The sequence below is a fragment of the Streptomyces sp. NPDC051677 genome (assembly GCF_044453465.1).
In the GTDB taxonomy this organism is placed as follows: domain Bacteria; phylum Actinomycetota; class Actinomycetes; order Streptomycetales; family Streptomycetaceae; genus Streptomyces.
Window position 1 is genome coordinate 222,474 of record NZ_JBITCT010000011.1, and the last position, 20,093, is coordinate 242,566.

General features: G+C 70.0%; 15 protein-coding genes. 2 read left to right on the forward strand and 13 right to left on the reverse strand.

Going from position 1 to position 20,093, the window contains the following annotated elements; translation table 11 throughout:
- Nucleotides 1-160 precede the first annotated feature (160 nt).
- From ACIBAF_RS15905 to ACIBAF_RS15950, 10 genes are all read right to left on the reverse strand, one after another.
- Nucleotides 161-1,189: an ABC transporter ATP-binding protein gene (locus ACIBAF_RS15905; protein ID WP_399463789.1), complete on the reverse strand. Its 1,029-nt coding sequence runs from the start codon at nt 1,187-1,189 to the stop codon at nt 161-163.
- Entirely contained in the window at nt 1,182-2,165 is a 984-nt protein-coding gene (locus tag ACIBAF_RS15910; RefSeq protein ID WP_399463790.1) for an ABC transporter ATP-binding protein, read from the reverse strand. The genes ACIBAF_RS15905 and ACIBAF_RS15910 overlap by 8 nt, the downstream gene beginning before the upstream one ends.
- A 7-nt stretch (nt 2,166-2,172) precedes the next feature.
- Nucleotides 2,173-3,183 (reverse strand): ABC transporter permease, encoded by a 1,011-nt coding sequence (locus ACIBAF_RS15915; protein WP_399463792.1) that lies wholly within the window; start codon nt 3,181-3,183, stop codon nt 2,173-2,175.
- Nucleotides 3,176-4,099, reverse strand: a complete 924-nt coding sequence (locus ACIBAF_RS15920; RefSeq protein ID WP_399463793.1) for an ABC transporter permease — start codon at nt 4,097-4,099, stop codon at nt 3,176-3,178. The genes ACIBAF_RS15915 and ACIBAF_RS15920 overlap by 8 nt, the downstream gene beginning before the upstream one ends.
- Nucleotides 4,100-4,104: 5 nt before the next feature.
- Complete coding sequence (locus ACIBAF_RS15925) at nt 4,105-5,730, reverse strand: ABC transporter substrate-binding protein (RefSeq protein ID WP_399463794.1); 1,626 nt, start codon at nt 5,728-5,730, stop codon at nt 4,105-4,107.
- A 388-nt stretch (nt 5,731-6,118) separates the two neighbouring features.
- The gene (locus ACIBAF_RS15930) at nt 6,119-7,267 is read right to left on the reverse strand and encodes an ABC transporter ATP-binding protein (protein WP_399463795.1); all 1,149 of its coding nucleotides are present in this window, start codon (nt 7,265-7,267) and stop codon (nt 6,119-6,121) included.
- A complete protein-coding gene (locus ACIBAF_RS15935; RefSeq protein WP_399463796.1) occupies nt 7,260-8,315 on the reverse strand; it encodes an ABC transporter ATP-binding protein in 1,056 nt (351 codons plus the stop codon). The genes ACIBAF_RS15930 and ACIBAF_RS15935 overlap by 8 nt, the downstream gene beginning before the upstream one ends.
- Nucleotides 8,316-8,326: 11 nt before the next feature.
- On the reverse strand, nt 8,327-9,265 hold the full coding sequence (locus ACIBAF_RS15940; RefSeq protein ID WP_399463797.1) for an ABC transporter permease: 939 nt from the start codon (nt 9,263-9,265) through the stop codon (nt 8,327-8,329).
- Entirely contained in the window at nt 9,258-10,184 is a 927-nt protein-coding gene (locus ACIBAF_RS15945; protein ID WP_399463798.1) for an ABC transporter permease, read from the reverse strand. Before ACIBAF_RS15945 ends, ACIBAF_RS15940 begins: the two co-directional genes overlap by 8 nt.
- Before the next feature lie 150 nt (nt 10,185-10,334).
- Nucleotides 10,335-11,951, reverse strand: coding sequence for an ABC transporter substrate-binding protein (locus ACIBAF_RS15950; RefSeq protein WP_399463799.1), 1,617 nt, complete (start codon nt 11,949-11,951; stop codon nt 10,335-10,337).
- Between the two features lie 645 nt (nt 11,952-12,596).
- On the opposite strand from ACIBAF_RS15950, the gene ACIBAF_RS15955 reads away from it, so the two are divergent.
- Nucleotides 12,597-13,385 (forward strand): BTAD domain-containing putative transcriptional regulator, encoded by a 789-nt coding sequence (locus ACIBAF_RS15955; RefSeq protein ID WP_399463800.1) that lies wholly within the window; start codon nt 12,597-12,599, stop codon nt 13,383-13,385.
- 55 nt (nt 13,386-13,440) lie between these two features.
- Here ACIBAF_RS15955 and ACIBAF_RS15960 read toward each other — a convergent pair whose 3' ends face one another.
- Both ACIBAF_RS15960 and ACIBAF_RS15965 read right to left on the reverse strand, forming a co-directional pair.
- Nucleotides 13,441-17,019, reverse strand: coding sequence for an AfsR/SARP family transcriptional regulator (locus ACIBAF_RS15960; RefSeq protein WP_399463801.1), 3,579 nt, complete (start codon nt 17,017-17,019; stop codon nt 13,441-13,443).
- 376 nt (nt 17,020-17,395) lie between these two features.
- Nucleotides 17,396-17,902 carry a DinB family protein gene (locus ACIBAF_RS15965; RefSeq protein ID WP_399463802.1) on the reverse strand — a complete coding sequence of 169 codons (507 nt, stop codon included), beginning with the start codon at nt 17,900-17,902 and terminating at the stop codon, nt 17,396-17,398.
- Nucleotides 17,903-18,034: 132 nt separating this feature from the next.
- On the opposite strand from ACIBAF_RS15965, the gene ACIBAF_RS15970 reads away from it, so the two are divergent.
- On the forward strand, nt 18,035-18,838 hold the full coding sequence (locus ACIBAF_RS15970) for a class I SAM-dependent methyltransferase (protein WP_399463803.1): 804 nt from the start codon (nt 18,035-18,037) through the stop codon (nt 18,836-18,838).
- A gap of 12 nt (nt 18,839-18,850) precedes the next feature.
- Here the strand turns inward: ACIBAF_RS15970 and ACIBAF_RS15975 are convergent, their stop codons facing one another.
- Nucleotides 18,851-19,951, reverse strand: coding sequence for an ABC transporter ATP-binding protein (locus tag ACIBAF_RS15975; protein WP_399463816.1), 1,101 nt, complete (start codon nt 19,949-19,951; stop codon nt 18,851-18,853).
- Nucleotides 19,952-20,093 lie beyond the last annotated feature (142 nt).

The following is a 20,093-nucleotide window of genomic DNA, read 5'->3' on the forward strand; positions in this document are numbered from 1 at the left end:
GGGCGCCCGGGGCACGGGCAACGGGCCGGGAGACATGGCGCTCCCGGCCCGTTTACGGCACCCGCACGGCCGTACGCTGTTCAGCCTGACGCGTCCGTATATCGGAATCGGGTCAGCCAAGTTGCCTGCGTGTTAACGCGGTTGATGGGTGAATGTGCGGCTATGGGGCCTCGTTTCCATGATCGACCCCTGCGAAGTGGCAGGCGGAGGCATGAGCTGCGGGCCCGCCGACGAGCCCGAACCGCACCGGAACGGCCAGCTTCGGCACCTCCACCGCGCAACGGTCCCGCGCCTTCCAGCAGCGGGTGCGGAAGCGGCAGCCGGAGGGGATGTTCGTCGGGGACGGGACGTCGCCGGTCAGGATGATCCGCGCCCGCCGCTCCCGCGCCTGAGGGTCCGGGACGGGGACCGCGGAGAGCAGGGCCTGGGTGTAGGGGTGGGTCGGGTGGTCGTAGATCTCGTCGTCCCTGCCGATCTCCACGATGCGGCCGAGGTACATGACCCCGACCCGGTCCGAGATGTGACGGACGATCGACAGGTCGTGGGCGATGAAGAGGTAGGCGAGGTCGAACTCGCTCTGGAGCCGCTCCAGCAGGTTGATCACCTGCGCCTGCACCGACACGTCCAGCGCGGACACCGGCTCGTCGGCGACGATCACCTCGGGGCGCAGGGCCAGCCCGCGCGCGATGCCGATGCGCTGGCGCTGGCCGCCGGAGAACTGGTGCGGGTAGCGGTTGACGTACTCCGGGTTGAGGCCGACGACGTCGAGGAGGTCCTGGACCTTTCTGCGCCGGTCGCCCTTCGGGGCTGCCTCCGGGTGGATCTCGTACGGCTCCCCGATGATGTCGCCGACGGTCATACGCGGGTTGAGGGAGGTGTATGGGTCCTGGAACACCATCTGGATGTTGCGGCGGACCGCCCGCAGGGCTCTGCCCGACAGCCGGGAGATGTCCTCGCCCTTGTAGCGGACCCGGCCCTCGGTCGGCCGCTCCAGGCTGACCAGCATCTTGGCGACGGTGGACTTGCCGCAGCCGGACTCCCCGACGATGCCCAGGGTTTCGCCCCTGCCGAGGGTGAAGTCCACGCCGTCGACGGCCTTCACCGACCCGACCTGCTTCTTGAACAGGATGCCCTGGGTGAGCGGGTAGTGCTTGTACAGCCCGCTGACCTCCAGAATCGGCTCAGCCATGCAGGCACTCCCTCCAGAAGTGGCAGGCGCTCGTGCGGTCCGCCTCCGGCCCGTCGACGTCGTACAGGGGCGGTACGTCCGTGCGGCACACGTCCTGGGCCGTCGGGCAGCGCGGGTTGAAGGAGCAGCCCGGCGGGATGTTCATGAGGTTGGGCGGCAGGCCCTTGATGGCGTAGAGCTCCCGGCCCTTGTGGTCCAGGCGCGGGATGGAGTCGAGCAGGCCACGGGTGTAGGGGTGGGCCGGGGCCTGGTAGACGTCGTGGACGGGGGCCGACTCGACGATCCGGCCGGCGTACATGACCGCGATGCGGTCGGCGACGTCGGCGACCACGCCGAGGTCGTGGGTGATGAGGATGAGGCCCATGCGGTACTCGCGCTGCAACTCCGCGAGCAGGTCCATGACCTGGGCCTGGACCGTGACGTCGAGGGCGGTGGTGGGCTCGTCGGCGATGATGAGCGCGGGTTCGAGGGCCAACGCCATCGCGATCATGATGCGCTGGCGCATGCCGCCGGAGAACTGGTGCGGGTAGTCCTTGACCCGCTCCTTGGCGGCCGGGATGCGGACGTGGTCCATCAGCTCCACGGCCTTGGCCCGTGCGTCCCTGCGCGACATGCCCCGGTGGACGACGAACATCTCGCCGAGCTGGTCGCCGACCGACAGCACGGGGTTCAGGGAGGACAGGGCGTCCTGGAAGATCATCGCCATCTCGGCGCCCCGGACCTTCCTGCGCTCGTCCTCCTTGAGGGTGAGCAGGTCCCGGCCCTGGAAGAGGATCTCGCCGCCGGTGATCCGTCCCGGCGGCGTGTCCAGGATCCCCATGACCGCCTGTGCGGTGACGGACTTCCCGGAGCCCGACTCCCCGAGCACGGCGAGGGTCTCGCCCGCGTCCACGCCGTAGCTGACGCCGTTGACGGCCCGGGCGATCCCGTCCCGGGTACGGAACTCCACGTGCAGATCCCGTACTTCGAGCAGCATCCGGCCGTCACCTCAGCTTCGGGTCGAGGGCGTCGCGGACCGCGTCGCCGAGCATGATGAAGGCAAGGACGGTGAGGGCGAGGGCGCCCGAGGGCCAGAGCAGGGCGTGCGGGGCGTTGCGGATGTAGGGCGAGGCAGCGGAGATGTCGATGCCCCAGGAGACGGTCGGCGGTTTCAGGCCGACGCCCAGGTAGGACAGGGTCGCCTCCAGTGCGATGTACGTGCCGAGCGCGATGGTCGCGACGACGATCACCGGGGCGACCGCGTTCGGGGCGATGTGGCGCAGCAGGATCCGGGAGTCGGTGGCGCCCAGGGCCCGGGCGGCCTGGACGTAGTCGTTCTGCTTGGCGGTGACCACCGCGCCGCGGGCGATGCGGGAGATCTGCGGCCAGCCCAGCAGGACCATGAAACCGATCACCGGCCAGACGGTGTCGCTGGTCACCACGGAGAGCAGGACCAGGCCGCCGAGGACGACGGGGATGGCGAAGAACACGTCGGTGGTCCGGGACAGGATCGAGTCCCAGGTCCCGCCGAAGAAGCCGGCCAGACCGCCGAGCACGCTGCCGAGGAGGGCGACGCCGAGCGTGGCGAGGACGCCGACCGTGACGGACGTACGGGCGCCGTAGACCGTGCGCGTGTACACATCGCAGCCCTGGCCGTCGTAGCCGAAGGGGTGGCCGGGCTGGGAGCCCTCCTGGGCCTTGGCCAGGTCGCACGTGAGGGGGCTGCCGGAGGCGACGGCCGAGGGCCACAGGGAGATGAAGACCAGGAACAGGATGATCAGGGCGGAGACGATGAAGACCGGGTTGCGGCGCAGGTCTCGCCAGGCGTCGGACCAGAGGGAGCGGGCCCGTTCGCCGGAGGCGGCCGATGAACACCGCTCGGCCGGGCTCGTGCCCGGCGGGACGTCCGGGGGCTTCTGCAGGGTCTCGCCCGCGGCCGTGGCCAGGTCCGCCGCACCCCCCGCGCCCATGCCGGCGATCGCGTCCTCGGCTTCGTACGGAGGCGGTTCAGGCATAGCGGATCCTCGGGTCGAGTACGGCGTACAGGAGGTCGACGAGCAGGTTGGCCACGAGGAAGACCAGGACGAGGACGGTCACGAAGCCGACGACGGTCTGGGTGTTCTGGCGGAGGATGCCCTGGTAGAGCTGGAAGCCGACGCCGTGGATGTTGAAGATGCGCTCGGTGACGATCGCGCCGCCCATCAGGAACCCGATGTCGGCGCCGATGAAGGTGACCACGGGGATGAGGGAGTTGCGCAGCAGGTGCCGGGTGACGACCCGGCGGCGGGGCAGCCCCTTGGCCACGGCCGTGCGGACGTAGTCGGAGCGCCTGTTCTCGGCGATCGAGGTGCGGGTCAGCCGGGTGACGTAGGCCAGGGAGACGGAGGCCAGCACCAGGCCCGGCACGATCAGCTCGCCGAAGGCCGCCTCGGAGGAGACCGACGGTTTGATCCAGCCCCACTCCACGCCGAGCAGCAGTTGCAGCAGCAGACCGGTGACGAAGGTGGGGACGGAGATCACGACGAGGGTGCCCAGCAGGACGCCGGTGTCGACGGGGCGGCCCCGGCGCAGACCCGTGACCACGCCCAGGGTGACGCCGACGACGATCTCGATGAGGATCGCGACGATCGTCAGCCGGACGGTGACCGGGAACGCCGTCGACATCAGCTCGGTGACCGGCTGGCCGTTGAACGCCGTGCCGAAGTCTCCGCCGAGAACGTTCCCCAGGTAGATGAGGTACTGCTGCCAGACCGGCCGGTCGAGGCCGAACTCCTTCTTCAGCTGGGCGGTCGTCGCCGGATCGCAGGCCCGTTCGCCGCACAGGCCGGCGACGGGGTCGCCCATCACGTTCACCATCAGGAAGATCAGCAGCGTCGCCCCGATGAACACCGGGACCATCTGCACCAGACGCCGGACGACGTACCGTCCCATGGCGGTCAGCCGACCTTGATGTCGGTGTAGACCGGCACGGAGAACGGGTTGAGCCGGACGTCGGAGAGGCGTTCCGCGTAGCCGCCGGTGCCGTTCTGGTACCAGAGCGGGATGGCGGCCATGTCGTCCCGGACGACCTGCTCGGCCTGCTGGAACAGGGCGACGGCCTTGGCGGGGTCGGTCTCGGCGTTGGCCTGGTCGACGAGCGTGTCGAACTCCTTGTCGGACCACTTGCCGTCGTTGGAGGGGGCGTTCGTGTAGTAGAGCGGCTGCAGGAAGTTCTGGATGAGCGGGTAGTCCATCTGCCAGCCCGCCCGGAAGGGGCCGCTCAGCTTCTGTCGGGTGGTCTTGTTGCGGTAGTCGGCGAAGGTGCCGACCGGGCTGCCGGCACAGGCCCTGTCGTCGTCAAGGACGTTGTTGATGGAGTTGCAGACGGCGTCGACCCACTGTTTGTGCGATCCGGAGTCCGCGTTGTATGCGATCCTCACCTGTCCGCCGGGCAGTCCCCCGCCCTCCTGGATCAGCTTCTTGGCCCGCACGGGGTCGTAGGTGCACCACTCGCCGCATAGTCCCCTCTTGTCACCGCCCCCCACGCCCAGGACCGGCGAGGTCCAGTCCGTGGCGGGGACCCGCGTCCTCCGATAGATCGTCTCGGTGATCCCGTCGCGGTCGATGGCCATGGACAGCCCCTTGCGGACCTTGTCCATGCCGGTCTTGCCCCACTCCTTGTCGTAGTAGGGGAAGGCGATCGTCTGGATGATGCCGGCGGGCTGGTTGAGGAACCGGCCGCCGAGGTCGCTCGGGGCGTTCTTGAGCTGAGCGGCGGGGATGTCGTCGGTGAGGTCGAGGTTGCCGGCCAGGAGGTCGGTGTAGGCGGTGTTGGGGTCGGTGTAGACCCGCAGCGTCACCCCGTCGTTCCGGGCCTTGTCCTCGCCGGGATAGCCCTGCCACTTGGTGAGGGACATCTGCGCGCCCTTGGCGTACGACGCGATGGTGTACGGCCCGTTGCCGATCGGTTTCGCCAGCCAGGCCGCGTGGTCGTCGAAGAAGGCCCGGGGCAGGGGCGCGAAGACGGCGTAGCCGAGGGTGTCCGGGAACGACGAGAACTTCTGGCTGAGCCGCACGGTGAAGGTGCGGTCGTCGACGGCCTTCAGCCCCGAGAGGGTGTCGGCGGTCTGCGCGCCCGTCTCCGGGTGGACGTCGGCATAGCCGTCGATGTACTTGAAGAACTCGGCGGCCTTCTGCTTGTTCTTCAGGCTCGCGCCGTAGTTCCAGGCGTCGACGAAGGATCTGGACGTCACTTTCTCGCCATTGCTGAACGTCCAGCCGGGCTTGAGGGTGATCTTGAAGTTCTGCGAGTCCGGCGTCTCGATGCTCTGCGCCAGCATGTCCCGCGCCTGGGCGGTCCGGGGGTCGTACCGCTTCAGACCGCGGAAGATCATGTCGAGGACCTTTCCGCCCTGGACCTCGTTGGTGTTGGCCGGCTCCAGCGGGTTCTGCGGGTCCGACCACGAGGCGCTGAGCACCGCGCCGCCGTCACCGGCATCGCTCCCCCCGCCTCCGCAGGCGGTGACCGCAAGCGCTGCCGCCGCCGCGCAGGCGGCCCACCTGGTGTGCGTGGCTCCACGCATGGATGCCTCCTCATTGACCGCGCGCCTGCCTTGGGCGGCAGTGTGCCGTCAGCGCCGGATTTCTGATCCATTGCCAGTCAATATCGGGACATCTCGTATGTGGTGCACCCTCACCACACCCGTACGGGTTGTGTCGAACCCGAGGAGGCGGCCGTCGAGCGGCTCGGCCGGGCGCCCCGACATCGTTCGACGGCGGCCGACAGGGGTCGGCGGCGGTTTCGGCGGCGTTCCGCGGTTGCGGGCAGCCGAGGGGCGTCTTCAACAGCCAGGGGCAGCCGTCGACAGCCGGAGGGCGTGGCGTGCGACGGCCGGGGACAGCTCTCGGCGGACATGCCGATGCCCGGCGTCTCTGTCGAGAGCCGGGCACCATGCCGTCGCGACGGGCGGGTCAGCCCGCGTGCACGACGTCCTTCTCCTCGGCGAAGTGGCAGGCCGACTCATGCGCCACTGGGGAGTCCACTCCCTGGAAGCGCTCGGGAACGGCCAGCAGAGGCGTCTCCTCGGCGCACTTGTCCTGGGCCTTCCAGCAGCGGGTGCGGAAGCGGCAGCCGGACGGCGGGTTAGCCGGCGACGGCACGTCACCGGTGAGGATGATCCGCTCGCGCCCCTCACGGGCCTCCGGGTCCGGCACCGGGACCGCCGACAGCAGCGCCTGGGTGTAGGGGTGCGTCGGGTGCTCGTAGATCTGCTCGTCGGAGCCGATCTCGGCGATCCGTCCGAGGTACATCACGCCGACCCGGTCGGAGATGTGCCGGACGATCGACAGGTCGTGCGCGATGAAGATGTAGGAGAGGTTGAACTCGTCCTGCAGTCGCTCCATCAGGTTGATGACCTGCGCCTGGACAGACACGTCGAGCGCGGAGACCGGCTCGTCGCAGATGATGATCTCGGGGTTGAGCGCCAGCCCGCGGGCGATGCCGATGCGCTGGCGCTGACCGCCCGAGAACTGGTGCGGATAGCGGTTGATGTACTCGGGGTTCAGACCGACGACGTCCAGCAGCTCACGCACCCGCTGGCGTCGGTCGCCCTTGGGCGCCACCTCGGGGTGGATGTCGAAGGGCTCGCCGATGATGTCGCCCACCGTCATGCGCGGGTTGAGCGAGGTGTAGGGGTCCTGGAAGATCATCTGGATGTTCCGGCGGACCGCCTTCAGCGCCCTGCCGGACAGCTTGGTGATGTCCTGGCCCTTGTAGAAGACCTCGCCGGCCGTCGCCTTCTCCAGGTTCATCAGCACCTTGGCGACCGTCGACTTGCCGCAGCCGGACTCGCCCACGATGCCCAGGGTCTCCCCCTGGTACAGGTCGAAGGAGACTCCGTCCACCGCCTTGACCGCGCCGATCTGGCGCTTGACCAGGATGCCCTGGGTCAGCGGGAAGTGCTTGACGAGGTTGCGCACCTGCAGGATCGGTTCGCCGCGCTCGACGGGCACGTCGAGCGCGGCGACCTTCTCCTCCACCGAGTGCACGTCGGCGATCTCCAGCGGCGAGACGTTGGGCGTGGCGTCCTCGGGCTCGGTGGCCTTGGTCGTCTCAGCCATGGATGGTCTCCTTCCAGAAGTGACACGCGCTGGCGCGGCCGGGCAGGTCCGTCCCGTCCCGCTCGGTCACCTGGACCAGCGGCGGAACGTCCGTGCGGCACACGTCCTGCGCGCGTTCGCAGCGCGGGTTGAAGGCACAGCCCTGCGGCACCTTCAGCAGGTTGGGCGGCAGGCCCCTGATCGCGTAGAGCTCCTGCCCCTTCTGGTCCAGGCGCGGGATCGAGTCGAGCAGCCCGCGCGTGTAGGGGTGTGCGGGGCGCTTGTACAGCTCGTGCACCGGCGCCGTCTCCACGATCCGGCCCGCGTACATGACCGCGATCTTGTCGGCGACGTCCGCGACGACACCGAGGTCGTGGGTGATGAGGATCAGGCCCATCCGGTACTCGCGCTGCAACTCCGCGAGCAGGTCCATCACCTGCGCCTGGACCGTCACGTCGAGGGCCGTGGTCGGCTCGTCGGCGATGATCAGGTCCGGCTCCAGAGCGAGCGCCATCGCGATCATGATGCGCTGGCGCATGCCGCCCGAGAACTGGTGCGGGTAGTCGTTCACGCGCGCCGCGGCGGCCGGGATCTTCACCCGGTCCATCAGTTCGACGGCCTTGGCCTTGGCCGCCTTGCGGGACAGTCCCTGGTGGACGCGGAACATCTCACCGAGCTGGAAGCCCACGCTGAGTACGGGGTTGAGGGAGGACAGCGCGTCCTGGAAGATCATCGCGATGCGGGCGCCGCGCAGCTTGCGCCGCTCCTCCTCGGACATGGCGAGCATGTCCCGGCCGTGGAAGCGGATCTCGCCCTTGGGGATGCGGGCCGGCGGCATGTCGAGGATGCCCATGATGGCCTGCGCGGTCACGGACTTGCCGGAGCCGGACTCGCCGAGGACGGCGAGGGTCTCACCGGAGCTCACGGAGTAGTTGACGCCGTTGACGGCCCGGACCACGCCCTCACGGGTGTGGAACTCGACGTGCAGGTCCCGCACTTCGAGGAGTGGGCCGGTTTTCTCTCCGTCACGCGGAGCCGGGATGGCGTCTGTCGGATCGATGATGGTCACGTACGCCTCCCTCAGCGCATCTTGGGGTCGAAGGCGTCGCGTACCACGTCGCCGAGCATGATGAACGCCAGCACGGTGATGCTCAGGGCGCCGGCCGGGAACAGCAGTGCGTGCGGCGAGGTCAGGAACCGGTCCTGCGCGTCACTGATCATCAGACCCCAGGAGATGTTGGGGTACTGGATGCCGATGCCCAGGTAGGACAGGGCGGCCTCGGCCGCGATGTAGACGCCCAGGTTCATGGTGGTGATGACGATGACGGGGGCCAGCGTGTTCGGCAGGATGTGCCGGAACGCGATCCGCCCCGAGCCCGCGCCCAGCGCACGAGCCGCCGCCACGTAGTCGTTGTACTTGTTGGAGATGACCTCGCCGCGCATGATGCGGAAGACCTGGGGCCAGCCGAGAATCGCCATGATCAAGGACACCGACCAGACGTCGCCGCCGCCCCAGATCGACATGATCAGCAGACCGCCGACGAGCAGCGGCAGCGCCGAGAAGACCTCGGTGACGCGGGACAGCACCGCGTCGATCCAGCCGCCGACCAGGCCGGCCAGCATGCCCACCAGGCCGCCGATCAGCGTCGTGATGATGGTGGTCACGACACCGACGATGATCGAGTTGCGCGCGCCGTACACGGTCCGCGTGTAGATGTCGCAGCCCTGCACGTCGTAGCCGAACAGGTGCCCGGACGTGGGCGGGGTCATGGAGTTCTGGAGCTGACAGAAGCCGTCCGAGAACGGGGACCGCGCCGTGAACAGGCCGGGGGCGATCGCCAGGGCCAGCAGGAACACGATGACGAGCCCCGACACGATGAACATCGGGCGCTTGCGCAGGTCCGCCCAGCCGTCCTTGAACAGGCTCGCCTGACGTGCCGCCGCCTTCTCCTCGGCCTCGATCTCCTTGGCGAGGGCGGCCTCGTCGGTGGTCGGCCTCTCTATCGTCTTCTCACTCATAACGGATCCTCGGGTCGAGCACGGCGTACATCAGGTCCACGAGCAGGTTCGCCACCAGGTAGATCAGCACCAGGAGGGTGACCAGCCCGACCACGACGGGACGCTCGCGCAGATAGAGGGACTGGGCCAACTGGCCGCCGATGCCGGGCATGTTGAACACGCGCTCGGTGATGATGGCGCCGCCCATGAGGGCGCCGAGGTCGAAGCCCAGGAAGGTGATGACCGGAATCAGCGAGTTGCGCAGGGCGTGCAGGCCGATGACCCGGCGCTGTGGCAGACCCTTGGCGATCGCCGTGCGCACGTAGTCGGCGCGGATCGACTCCGTCATGCTCGCCCGGGTGAGCCGGGCGATGTATGCCATCGAGGTCGCGGCGAGCACGATGGCCGGAAGGATGTAACTCTGCGGCCAGCCCTGCTGGATGCCGGCCACCGGCGTGATCTTGAGGTTCACACCGAACTCGAGCTGGAGCACGCTGCCGAGCACGAAGACCGGGATCGAGATCAGCACCAGCGTGGAGACCAGCACCACGTTGTCGAGGAACTTGCCCCGCTTGAGCGCGGAGAAGATGCCCGCCACGATGCCGATGACGGCCTCGAGGGCGAAGGCGGTCAGCCCGAGCTTCAGGGTGACGGGGAACCGCTCCGACACGATGTCGGTGATGGCACGTCCGTTGTAGGTCTCACCGAGGTCACCGGTGAAGACGCCACTGATGTAGTGCCAGTACTGCTGGTAGAGCGGTTCGTTGAGGTGGTAATGCGCGCGGAGGATCGCCGCGACGTTGGGGTCGGCGCGCTTGTCGCCAGCCAGTGCCTGGATCGGGTCGCCGGGCAGAGCGAAGACCAGGCAGAAGATGATGAACGTGACGCCAATCATCACAGGGATTACCTGCAGGAGGCGGCGCACGACGTATCGGCCCATCGGTACTCCAGAGGGGGGTGCTCGACCCGCCCGCTGCCGGGAAGGCGGCACTGTCGGACGGGAGACGGCAGAAGGGGTGAACAGGGGAAGGCTTCGAGCACCCCCCTGCTCACCCTGTTCCGCTGTGTTTCGGAACTGCTCAGACTCGGGTCAGCTGAGCTTGACCGTGTCCCACAGGATCTGGTGACCGGCGACCTTCATCGACTTGATCTTGTCGCTGAAGCCGGCGTTCATCGTGTAGAAGTACACCGGGATGTACGGCAGGTCCTTGAGCACGACGTCGTCGGCCTGCTGGTACTTCTTGACGGCCTCCTCGTGCGACGGGGCCTGGTCACCCTCGACGAGGAGCTTCTCAAACGTCTCGTTGACGTAACCCGAGTAGTTCGAGCCGTTGGCGATGGCGTCCTTGGAGAAGACCGGACGGAGGTAGTCCTCCATGTCCGGGTAGTCCATGCTCCAGGCCATACGGAAGGCACCGCTGTACTTCTTGGCGTCCAGGTCGTTCAGGATGGTCTGGAACTGCTCGAACGGCTTGGCCGTCACCTTGACGCCCAGGTTCTGCTGGATCTGGTTGGAGACCGCCTCGACCCACTCCTTGTGGCCGCCGTCGGCGTTGTAGCCGATCTCCAGCGTGTTGCCGGGCAGACCGCCGCTCTTCTTGTAGAGCTCCTTGGCCTTGGCCGGGTTCAGCGTGCAGGCCTCGCCACAGGCTCCCTTGCGGTAGCCGTCGATGATGGGGCTGATGTAGTCGTCGGCCGGGGTACGGGCGCCGAGGAAGATCTTGTCGGCGATCGTCTGACGGTCGATCGACATAGAGATCGCCTTGCGCAGGTCCGCGTTCTGGAAGGCCTTGTTGTACTTGATCGGGAAGCCGATGTAACCGACGGCCGAGTCGGCCTCGTCGATCGTGCGGTTCGGCAGGTCCTTCTTGTACGTCGACAGACCCGAGGTCGGGATCGTCAGCAGGCTGTCGAGGTTGCCCGCGACGAGGTCCTTATAGGCGGTGTCGAGGTTCGAGTAGATCTTGAAGTCGACAGCCTTGACCTCGATCTTCGAGGCGTCCGGGTACTTGTCGTACTTCGTGGTGCTGATGACCTCGTTGTGCTTGAACTTCCCCTTCATCTGGAAGGGGCCGTTGCCGATCGGGGCCTCGCCGAAGCCCTTGGGGTCCTTGAAGAACGCCTTCGGCAGCGGCACGAACGCGGTGAAGGAGAGCTGCGACGGGAACGCCGAGAACGCGCCGGTCAGCGTGACCTGCAGGGTGTTCTCGTCGACGGCCTTCAGACCGGACAACTTGTCGGTCGTGGGCTTCTTGCCCTCGCCCGGGTTCAGGTCGCTGTAGCCCTGGATGTGGCTGAACAGCGGGTTGGTCTGCTGGGCGTTGGTCTGGTCGGCGCCGTAGTTCCAGGCGTCGATGAAGGACTGGGCGGTGACCTTCTCCCCGTTGTGGAAGGTGTAGCCCGGCTTCAGCTTGATCGTCCAGACCTTGTTGTCCGTGGACTCGATCGACTGCGCCATCGCGTTGACGACCTTGTTGTCGGCGTCAAGCTTGGTCAGACCCGTGAAGAGGGCGTTGATGACCTGGCCGCCCTCGGTCTCGTAGGTGTTGGTGGGAACCAGGCTGTTCTGCGGTTCACTGATCTCCACCGACAGGGTGCCGTTGCCCTTGCCCGCGCCGCCTTCGTCCCCGCCACCGCCACAGGCCGTCGCACCCAGCGCCACAACGGCGGCTATCGCAACCCACTTGGCGCTCTTGGCACCACGCATGGGGCTCCTCCTCATGAGTCCATTGGTTCACCGCATGAAGGAGCACATGACACCACCGTCACCGGTGCCTGAAATAGTCAGGTGCCCCCTGCGCTCGGGAGTCGCCGCAGCTGCAGCGCGTGACCCGTTCCATCCGAGCTCTACGCGCCTAACTATCTGCCATGGGCGAAGGGCGAACCACACCCCAAAGGTCTCGGTTCGATCACACCTGACGTGTACTTCTTCCAAAATCCGGACAAACAGCTAGGAGAAAGATCGCTGCGAAACGGACTTGTTACACATCTATCGGGGGCGGCCGTCCGCATTCCGGACATCAGAGAGGGGAAAATCACTTGCCGCCAGACTGGCCGTGTGCATCGGCCGAATCGGTAGGCCCCACGACGGGGCGCCCCGAGCTCCACGGAGGTGCGCTCGAGCCGCGCAGGTCCTCCATTCACACAGCAGGCTAGTAGGGAGAGTGGCTTCGGGCGGACTCCATGCCCAGAATGAAGGGTTTTCCCTACGTGTTCCTTAACCGCCGACCGCCTCGCGGCCCTTCTCCGAAGGCCCGGTCCGGTCTCGGCGGCCCGTGCAGCATCCATGCGCCACCCGAACACCCCGTGCTCACAGTGGTGACTCACGTGGTTCGAGGTACGGGGGTACGGCATGGAAATCCAGCTGCTGGGGTGTGTCGAGGCGCGGGCGTGGTCCGGTGACAAGATGCCGCTGCCGCACGGCACCAAACTGCTGCTGGCGGCGCTGGCGTGGACCCCCGGGGCCTTCGTGGCCGACGAGACGCTGATCGAGCGGGTCTGGCAGGAGCGCCGGCCGCAGCATCCGCGGGACGCGCTGTACATCCAGGCCACCGGGCTGCGCAAGGCGCTGCGGGCCGACGGGCAGCGGGACGAAGGTTTCGAACTGGCCCGCAAGCGGGGCGGGTACGTCCTCGCGATCGACGAGGAGCGGGTCGACACCGCGCGGTTCCGCGGCCTGGTCCGGCAGGCGCAGCAGACCGCCCGCACCGGGGACGCCGACGCCGCTCTCGGCCTCTACGCGCGGGCGCTGGAGCTGTGGCGGGGCGAGCCGCTGTCGGACGTCCGCACGGCCTGGGCGGAGTCGGCGCGGGTCGCGCTGCGGCGCGAGCACCGGGAGGCGCTGGTCGGCAGCACGGAGCTGTCCCTGCGGGCGGGGCGGCACGACGAGTGCCTGCCGCAGTTGCAGTGGCTGGCCGAGATGCACCCCTTCGACGAGAAGGTCGCGGGCCTGCTGATGCTCGCCCTGCACCGGGGCGGCCGCCAGGCGGACGCGCTGGACTGCTTCCAGGTGCTGCGCCTGCGGATGGTCGACCTGCTGGGGTGCGAGCCGGGCCCGGACCTGCGGTCCCTGCAGGAACGCATCCTCGCCCGCGACCCCCGGCTGCGGCTCGGCAGCGCGTACGCGACGTCCGCCCGCTGACGGCGGCGAGGTGGGGGTCCCCCCGCTCGAACGAAGATGAGAGTGGGGGAGGGTGTCAGCCGTCGAAGTGCTCGGTCAGGTAGAGGGTCAGCCGGGACTCCGCGTCCGGGGGAAGCTCACGGTGCCGGTGCCGGTACCGAGCGGGGACGCCGGACGGGGGCCGGGGGACCGGGGGCTCGTGCGGGGTTCGCGCCGCCGTCCGGTGCTCCTGCACCGGGCCCGGGTCGCCGGTTGGGACGGGGACGCCGGACGGGGGCCGGGGGGCCGGGGGCTCGTGCGGGGTTCGCGCCGCCGTCCGGTGCTCCTGCGCCGGGCCCGGGTCGCCGGTTGGGACGGGGACGCCGGACGGGGGCCGGGGGGCCGGGGGCTCGTGCGGGGTTCGCGCCGCCGTCCGGTGCTCCTGCACCGGGCCCGGGTCGCCGGTGGCCTCGTGGGCGGCGGCGAGGGCCTCGGTGGCGCGGGTGTGCAGGAGGCGTTGGCCGGAGGTGCGGGCCAGGTCGACCGCGCGGGTCGCGGCGGTGCGGGCGTCGGCCGGGGCACCGGCGTCCAGGAGGGTCAGGGCGGCCGTGAGGTGGACGCGCGGGAGGGTGAGGGGGTTGCCGTCGGTCGCGAGGCCCTCGGCGCGCTCCAGGCAGTCCAGGGCCTCGGCGGGTCGGCCCTGCGCGCGGGCGAGGTCGGCGCGGGCCAGCAGGACCTCGACGAGGCCCGCGCGGTGGCCGGTGCGCTCGGCGATCTCGAAGGCGGCGTCGAGGTGTTCGGCCGTCTCGTCGGCCTGGCCCGCGCGCAGTTTCACGGAGGCGATCCCGACCAGGCTGTCGACCTGACAGTTGCGGTTCTCCACCCTGCGGGAGACGGCGAGCGCGTCCTCGTAGGCGAGCAGCGCGCGCTCGTCCTGGCCGGCGTCGGCGCGGACCCGGCCGAGCGCCTCCAGGGCGACCGCCTCGGTGTAGGTGGAGCCGGAGTCGCGGGAGACGAGGAAGCAGGTGCGCAGCGCCGCCGTCGCGTCGTCGAACCGGGCCTGCTTCTGGCGGATCAGGGCGAGGTTGACGAGGGCCATCGCGCGGTTGTGGTGGGCCGCGTCGCCGATCAGGTCGAGGGCCGCGCACGCCGCCTCCTCGGCCGCGTCCAGGCGACCCAGGGCGAGGTTCAGCGACGCCGTGTTGATCAGCATGATCTCTTCGTTCCTGGCGTTGCCCAGCGTGCGGTAGAGCGCGAGGGCGCGGTCGTAGCAGGGCAGCGCGCGGCGCAGCTCCCCCAGCAGCTTGAGGGTGACGCCCTTGCCCTGGAGGCTGCCGGCCTCGCCGTACGCCCAGCCGGCCCGGCGCGCCAGCACCTCCCCCTCCTCGTACTCCGCCAGGGCGCCCCGCAGGTCGCCGTTGCGCCAGCGGGCGCTGCCCAGGGACAGGCACATGGCGGCCTGACCGACCTCGTCCCCGTCGCGCTGGGCCACCTCCCGGGCGAGGGTGGCCAGCCGCATCCAGTCGGACAGCGGACGACGGTGGTGGAACAGGTCCTGCAGCGCGTCCACCAGCCACCACACGTACGGCGCGGGGCCGTGCTCGGCGGCGTGCCCGATCGCGGCCGCGATGTCGTCCCACTCGCCGTCGAACCAGGCGTACGCCTCCTCGGTCGTCGCGAACTCCCGCGGCAGGGAGCCCTCGACGGCGCCCGGCCGGGTGCGCATCACGTACAGGCCGGCCGTGGCGGCGGCGTTGACGACGCTCTGGAGGTAGTGGTCGAGGACGCGCGTGACGGAGGCGGCCTGCTCCTCGGGGGCGTCCTCGGCGGCCGTGCGGTCGCGGGCGTACTCGTGCACGAGGTCGTGCCAGGCCGGGCGGCCGAGTTCGACGTCGCGCAGCAGGTGGACGCGCTGGGCCAGCCGCAGCAGGTCGGCCAGCCGCCGCTCGTCGAGGCCCGCGCCGGCGGCGGCCGCCGTGACCGACCGGCCCGTGCCCGGCAGCGCGCCCAGACAGCGGAAGGCCCGGCGTGCCTCGTCCGGCAGCGCCCCGTACGACAGGTCGAGCGCGGCCCGTACGGCGACGGACTCCTCGCCCTCGACATGCAGCCGGGCGAGCCGGCCCCGGTCGGCGAGGTCGCGTACGTAGGCGCGGATACTGCCTGGCCGGTCGCCGATCCAGGAGCCCGCGACGCACAGGGCGAGCGGCAGCCGGTCGCAGAGCTCGACCAGCCGGGCCGCGGCCTCCGGGTCGGCGGCCACGGCCTCCGCGCCGACCGCGCCGCTGATCAGCTCCAGTGCGGCGGCGCTGTCGAGGACGTCGCAGGAGACCCGGTAGGCGCCGTCCAGGGTGACCAGGCCGCTGAGCTTGTCCCGGCTCGTCACGAGCGTCAGCGAGCCCGCCGAGGCGGGCAGCAGCTGCCGTACGTACGACGCGTCGGCCACGTCGTCCAGGACGACCAGCACCCGGCGCTCCGCCAGCAGCGTCCGGTACAGCGCGGTCTGCGCCTCGGCGCCCAGCGGGATGTCACGCGGGGCGCACCCGAGGCCCTGCAGGAGCAGCGGCAGGGCCTCCTCGGGGGTCATCGGCTCGGCGTTGTCGAAGCCCCGCATGTCGAGGAAGAGCTGGCCGTCGGGGAAGCGGTCGGCGACCCGGTGGGCCCAGTTCAAGGCGAGGGCGCTCTTGCCGACGCCCGCCGGTCCCACGATCAGGGCGAGCGGTTCGGCGGTGCGCAGACAGGAGTCGAGCCGGTCGAGTTCCCGGTCGCGGCCGACGAAACGACGTGGCGTGGGCGGGAGTTGACGCGGCACCGGCCGCTCGGCCGCGACCGCGGCCTGCTGCGCCGCCGCGGCGCCGCCTGAGCCGGCCCGACCGGCGACGCCGCCGCCCAGGACACCGCTGCCGGCGGTGCCGCCGCCGCCCGAGACGCTGCCGCCGCGCAGCAGGCGCTGTTGCAGGTCCCTGAGGTCGGCCGAGGGCTCCATGCCCAGTTCGCCCACCATGCGCCGCCGCAACGCCGTGTACAGCTCCAGGGCCTCCGCGCTGCGGCCGTCCAGGTGCAGGGCGCGCATCAGCAGCCCGTGCGGGCGTTCGCGCAGCGGGTGGGCGGCGGTCAGCCGGAGGAGTTCGGCGATGGCCTCACGGTGCCGGCCGGTCTCGATCTCCGCCTCGGCCATGCCCTCCCGGGCCACGAGGTGCAGTTCGCCGAGGCGTTGCCGCTCGGCCTCGCGCACCGCGACCTCCGACAGGTCGGCCAGCGGCTCGTCCCGCCACAGCGCCAGGGCCTGTTCGCCGCAGCGCCGGGCGGTCCGCCACTCGCCGTCGGCCGCGGCCCGCGAGCCGTCCCTGATGAGGTTCTCGAAGGCCAGCAGGTCGAGCTCGTCCGGCCCCGCATGCATGACGTACCCGGGCCGTCTCGTGGTCAGCAACTGTGTCCCCGCCGGACCGAGGGCACGCCGGACCTCCGCCACGAGGGCCCGTACGCGGGCCGCGCCGGCACCGGGCGGGCGGTCGTCCCAGAGGCACTGAATCAGCCGGTCGACGGAGACGACGTGGTTGGCGTGCAGCAGGAGCACCGCGCACAGCGCACGTTGCCGGCCGGTCAGCACGACGGCCCGTCTGTCGATCTCGACGTCCAGGGGTCCGAGCAGGCGGAACCGGGGCCGTGGGGAGAGCATTCACAGAACGTAGTCCAGGGGCGACGGCCGGGCAACGCCGACCTTCGCCAACGGGAACGGACGGGCCGCCGGTGGGCGTGATCCGGCCACCACCGGGCCCGGACAAGGTGCGGCAAAGGGCGGCACCGGCATGAGGTGAAGCGGGGCGGACGCCGCGTGTCCCCCGTCGGTCGCCCGCCCCGCATCACCAGTCTCGGCGAGCCGCCTTTCTGCTCTCTTTCAGCGGTCTTTCATCGGTCTTTCAGCGGTCTTTCGCTGCCCGGGACCTGCCCGGGGCCTGGCCGGGGCCTGCCTCGGGCCCGCTCCTCGGGCCCGCTCCTCGGGCCCGCTCCTCGGGCCCGCTCCTGGGGCCCGCCTGGGACCGCCCAAGACCTGTCTAGACGCCGGTCGTGCCGTCGATCACCTCGCGCAGGATGTCGAGGTGGCCGTTGTGCCGGGCCGTCTCCTCGATCAGGTGCAGGAGGATCCAGCGCAGGTCGACAGGGCGGCCGTCGCGGGACGCCCGCTTGGCCTTGGTGTCGAGGTCGTGACCGGCGACCAGTTCCCGGTACCGCTCGGCCTGTTCGGCGTACTCGTCGAGGAGGCGCGCGAGCGGGAAGTCGACGGCGACGCGCATCTCGCGGTCGGGGTCCTCGTCGGTCCACGGTCCCTCGTCCTCCTCGCCGAGGAACACCACCTGGAACCAGTAGTACTCGACCCAGCGCAGATGGTTGACCAGGCCGCTCGGGGTCATCAGCGGCGAGCCGGGCAGGGGCGCCTTGCGGGCGTCGGGGTCGGAGAGGTCCTCGCACTTGGCGCGGACGGTGTCGCGGACGTAGTCGAGGAACGTGGTGAGCTGGGTGCGTTCGTCCCACGCGGTGGGCATGTCGTCTGTTCTCGTCATCGCGCAGAGCATGTCCGGCCGCCTGTCCGCTTGTCGAGGCGATTGTCGAAGCGATTGTCGAGGCTTCCCGAGGCGCTGGTCGAGGCGACGGATCTTGTCCTGGGTCGTAACCGTGTGTGGCAGACTGCCGCGGTGGTCGATCATTCGTTCGCGGATCTCGCACTCGCCGCACTGTACGACAGCGTCTGGCCATGGGGCCCGGACGACGACTTCTACCTGGGCCTGGTGAGTTCCGCCGACGCCGTGCTCGACGTCGGCTGCGGCACGGGCCGGGTCCTCGCGCGGGCCGCGGCGGACGGCCACCCGGGCCGCCTCACCGGCCTCGACCCGGCGGCCGCGATGCTCGTCCAGGCCCGGCGCCGGGCGCCCGGCGTCCAGTGGCTGCTGGGCGACCTGCGCACCCACCGGTGGAACGGCGAGTTCGACCTCGTCGTGATGAAGGGCCACGCCTTCCAGGTGTTCCTCGGCGACGACGAACTGCGCACCGCGCTGAGGGCCGTCCGGTCCGCCCTCGGCGCCGGCGGACGGTTCGTGTTCGAGACCCGCAACCCGGGCGCGCGGGACTGGGAGACCTGGACCCCGGACCGGGTGCGCGAGGTCACCGACGCGGACGGCCGTGTCGTACGGGTCTGGCACGAGGTCGAGAACGAGCCGTCCGGCGACCGGGTGACGTTCACGACGACCTTCGACTCTCCTGACTCACCCGGCTCGTCTGACTCACCCGGCTCACCCGGCTCACCCGGCTCGTTCGGCCGCCGCGTCAGCCGCGGGACGCTCCGCTTCCTCGACCCCGAGGCCCTGACCGGTTTCCTGACGGAGGCGGGGCTGCGGGTGGTGGAGCAGTACGGGGACTGGCGCCGGGGCCCGTTGACCCCGGCCAGCCCGGAGATCATCACCGTGGCGACGCCGGCACACACCGGCCCGTCCGGCGCCTGAGGTCGAAGCCCCCTACCCCAACCGGGGCTTGATCTCGTCGACGAAGATGGTCCGCTTCTGTTCCGTCGTCAGATGGCAGGCCGAGGCGCGGTCCGGGGTCAGGAGGGGTCGCTCGGCGGCGCACCGGTTGCCGCCGACCCGGTCCTGGAAGGCGCAGCGGGGGTGGAAGCGGCAGCCGGGCGGCGGGGTGAGCAGGGACGGCGGGGCGCCGGGGATGGGGGCGAGCGGGGTGTCCGGGTCCGCGCCCAGCCGGGGCATGGAGTTCAGAAGGCCCCAGGTGTACGGGTGTTGCGGTGAGCGCAGCACCTGCTCCTTCGTCCCGTGCTCGATCGCGCTGCCCGCGTACATCACCATGATGTCGTCGGCCACGTCGGCGATGACGCCGAGGTCGTGCGTGATGAAGATGATCGCGGTGCCGAACTCCTCCTGGAGCTCCTTGAGCAGGTCGAGGATCTGCGCCTGGACGGTCACGTCGAGGGCCGTGGTCGGCTCGTCGGCGATCAGCAGGTCGGGGTCGCAGACCAGGGCCATCGCGATCATCGCGCGCTGCCGCATACCGCCGGAGAACTGGTGCGGGTAGTCCTTCGCCCGCTCCCGGGGGTTGGGGATGCCGACCCTGCCGAGCATCTCCACCGTGCGCTCCCAGGCGGCCTTCTTCGAGGCGCCCCGGTGCTTGCGGTACGGCTCGGCGATCTGCCGGCCCACGGTGGAGTACGGGGAGAGCGCGGTGAGCGGGTCCTGGAAGATCATCGCGACCTTGTCGCCGCGCAGCCGCTCCAGCTCCGACTCCCGGGCCGTGGTCAACTCCTGCCCCTCCAGCAGGATTTCGCCCTCGACGGCGGTGAACATCGGGTTGTGCAGTCCGAGGATGGTCAGGTTGGTGACGGACTTCCCGGATCCCGACTCGCCGACGATGCCGAGGGTGCGTCCGCGGTCGAGGTCGAAGGAGAGCCCGTCGACGGCGCGGACGACACCGTCCTCCGTGCTGAAGCTGACGCACAGGTCCCGCACCGAGAGGAACGCGCCCGCACCGGCCGGGACGGGCTCCCCACGGTCCCCGGGCTCCCTGGACTCCTTGGACTGCCCGTACTCGTCGTACTCCTCGTACTCCATGGTCACGATGCTCACGCCGACCCCCTGACGAAAGTCCCGGGAAAGGCCTAGTACTCCAGCAGTACTTCGTGGCTTGACCTGGGGAAACGTCGAGCGGTGGGAGTGTAGCGGGCAGTTGGCCGTCACGGGCGGGTTCTGCCCG

Coding starts and splice junctions, on each gene's coding strand:
- ACIBAF_RS15910 (WP_399463790.1), bottom strand. CDS start 2,165: ATGCTGCTCGAAGTACGGGATCTGCACGTGGAGTTCCGTACCCGGGAC.
- ACIBAF_RS15955 (WP_399463800.1), top strand. CDS start 12,597: ATGGAAATCCAGCTGCTGGGGTGTGTCGAGGCGCGGGCGTGGTCCGGT.
- ACIBAF_RS15930 (WP_399463795.1), bottom strand. CDS start 7,267: ATGGCTGAGACGACCAAGGCCACCGAGCCCGAGGACGCCACGCCCAAC.
- ACIBAF_RS15920 (WP_399463793.1), bottom strand. CDS start 4,099: ATGGGACGGTACGTCGTCCGGCGTCTGGTGCAGATGGTCCCGGTGTTC.
- ACIBAF_RS15925 (WP_399463794.1), bottom strand. CDS start 5,730: ATGCGTGGAGCCACGCACACCAGGTGGGCCGCCTGCGCGGCGGCGGCA.
- ACIBAF_RS15960 (WP_399463801.1), bottom strand. CDS start 17,019: ATGCTCTCCCCACGGCCCCGGTTCCGCCTGCTCGGACCCCTGGACGTC.
- ACIBAF_RS15940 (WP_399463797.1), bottom strand. CDS start 9,265: ATGAGTGAGAAGACGATAGAGAGGCCGACCACCGACGAGGCCGCCCTC.
- ACIBAF_RS15945 (WP_399463798.1), bottom strand. CDS start 10,184: ATGGGCCGATACGTCGTGCGCCGCCTCCTGCAGGTAATCCCTGTGATG.
- ACIBAF_RS15905 (WP_399463789.1), bottom strand. CDS start 1,189: ATGGCTGAGCCGATTCTGGAGGTCAGCGGGCTGTACAAGCACTACCCG.
- ACIBAF_RS15975 (WP_399463816.1), bottom strand. CDS start 19,951: ATGGAGTACGAGGAGTACGACGAGTACGGGCAGTCCAAGGAGTCCAGG.
- ACIBAF_RS15950 (WP_399463799.1), bottom strand. CDS start 11,951: ATGCGTGGTGCCAAGAGCGCCAAGTGGGTTGCGATAGCCGCCGTTGTG.
- ACIBAF_RS15965 (WP_399463802.1), bottom strand. CDS start 17,902: ATGACGAGAACAGACGACATGCCCACCGCGTGGGACGAACGCACCCAG.
- ACIBAF_RS15915 (WP_399463792.1), bottom strand. CDS start 3,183: ATGCCTGAACCGCCTCCGTACGAAGCCGAGGACGCGATCGCCGGCATG.